This window comes from Pontibacter rugosus (assembly GCF_042678745.1).
GTDB lineage: Bacteria > Bacteroidota > Bacteroidia > Cytophagales > Hymenobacteraceae > Pontibacter > Pontibacter rugosus.
In genome coordinates, this window is the sequence record NZ_JBHTLD010000377.1 from 1 (window position 1) to 2,225 (window position 2,225).

2 protein-coding genes are annotated in these 2,225 nt (G+C 39.6%); one reads left to right on the forward strand and one right to left on the reverse strand.

Features of this window, described 5'->3' with window-relative positions:
- Positions 1-148: 148 nt before the first annotated feature.
- Positions 149-745: an NADH-quinone oxidoreductase subunit C gene (locus ACFQ2O_RS21320; protein WP_377532860.1), complete on the forward strand. Its 597-nt coding sequence runs from the start codon at positions 149-151 to the stop codon at positions 743-745.
- A 152-nt stretch (positions 746-897) separates the two neighbouring features.
- On the opposite strand, the gene ACFQ2O_RS21325 is transcribed toward ACFQ2O_RS21320, so the two are convergent.
- On the reverse strand, positions 898-2,225 hold a 1,328-nt coding region (locus ACFQ2O_RS21325), incomplete at its 5' end, for an nSTAND1 domain-containing NTPase (protein ID WP_377532862.1).

Here is a 2,225-nt window from a genome sequence, read left to right on the forward strand (position 1 = left end):
GTAAGTATAGCTTTGGCTGCCTGATCGTTTTAACATGACGTATGTACTTAAATATAATATTGTGTATTTTTGAATATGTAATAGTGTTGCTAAGCAGCAGAAAGCATGTATATGGCGGGTGCTATACTTAATAAAAAATGGATTGAACGTGGATTTAGAGGAGATAAAAGACTTATTGGTGCAGCAGCTTGGTTCAGCGCTGATACTTGCAGAAAAAGGTGATAGCCTGCAGCCTTACCTGGCGATACAGCCGGAGTACTTGCAGGCGGTATGCCTGGTTCTGCATGATCATGAGCTAACCTATTTTGACTTTCTCTCCTGTGTTACAGGGCTAGATAATGGCGCAGAAGCAGGTACAATGGAGGTTGCCTATACGTTATACTCTATACCCCACGACCACCACCTGACGCTGAAAGTACAGGTGCCACGCAACACCACGGCAGCGCAAGACAAGCCGCAGATCCCAACGGTTAGCCACATCTGGCGCACCGCCGACTGGCACGAGCGCGAGGTGTACGATATGTTCGGTATTCATTTTGAAGGCCACCCTGACATGCGTCGTATCCTCTGCGCCGCCGATTGGGAAGGCCACCCGCTCCGCAAAGACTATAAGCTACAGGAATACTATCACGGCATTAAAGTGCCTTTTGACCAGCACAACGAACTAAATGGTTTTAAAGGTGAACCACAATGGATGGTAGGGCAGCCAACGCCTTTTTCAGATAAGCGCGAGAAGCTGGAGTAACGATAGTTTATACTTGTGTGGCTGGCTGTAGACAAAGTGTAATTCGGTAGCGTAGCTATGAGTGGAAGTACAAGCTGCAAGCTAGCACTAGTGTGTAAATACAAGTTATAAGTTCGCCGTGGTAAAGACGACTCCACTTGACTACTTCAGTATTATAATTCTCTTAGTTGACAATATACTCTAAACACAGGGTTTACAAATTCATAGTAGCCCTTCATATCTGGAACTTTTCTTAATGCTGGCCCAAACTTTGGGTCTATTAAACGAGGCAGTAGTTGATCAATATGTTTTACTTCAAAACTTTCAGCATCCCTTCTAGCTTTTTTTAGAACTAATTTGCCAACTTCTGTGTCGAACATTGTCTTGTCTTCTTCTTGGTTTGCTAATATGTAAAGTAAATTTTTGCGATCCTCAGAGTCTCCTACTGCACGCAAATATTGCCTCTCTAGTGTGGGAAATGCTTTACCAGACGCAATTTCTTTTTTAACCTGATTGAATATATGTCTATCAATTAGATTTGAGTTTAGTTGATTAGCTTTGTTAACAGACTCCTTGCCTATTAACTGTACTAAATAAGGGTAACCTTGAGAAAGTTCAGCTATTTCGGTTATTACGTCTGAAACAAAATTCATGTCTCCTTTAAAAAGCCTCTCGGCTTTTTTTATTATTTCTTCACTTTCATTTACTGGCATCGGAGTAACATGTAAAGTTCCTTCTTCCAATAGTCTCTCAACAGAACCATGATCCTCAACTAGTTCGAACAAATCATCACCTATTCCACAGACAGCGAATTTAACTTCATCAGATGACAAAGATTTTATTAGCGAGCCCATACCAACCTTATCTTTAACCACATCGAATTCGTCGATTATTATCAATAACCCTTCCCGCTTCATTTTCTTTTTAACTTGGTGAGTTACAATCGCGCTTAAAAAATTTCTGAAGGTTTGTATATTATCATTCTCAACAACTTTTGCATACTTAGATGTATCGACTCCTTTTGCTCCCCAACTTAACACTTTTAAATCCACACCTCCGTTTATCTCATCTGACCTCTGAAACTCAACTATTTCCTTTCCATCATTAGGTACCAATCTTAATAATCCATCTTCTTCATTTTGATCATTTAAAAGTCTGCGAATCAAATCCTCTACATTGCTGATCATTGAATCACATTGATAATAAACCGTAATGTATTTTCGCATAGATTTCGGTGCCTCATGATCAAGCCCTGAATTTTTTATTGTTACCAAGTTCCCGACAGCAATTTGTTGTATTTGTCTAGCTAATGATGACTTGCCAACTCCTCTTTTCCCATAAATTCCTATCAATCCTAAAGGGGCATTGAGTGCTCGAATACAATTTCGTATTAAATCAGTTCTTCCAACAAAACGATCTGGATTCTTAATAACATCTGAAGTAAAACCAATTTCTGGATTTATCATTTTTTCTTCTTTATAGCAGCAGAGAAGCGTAAATT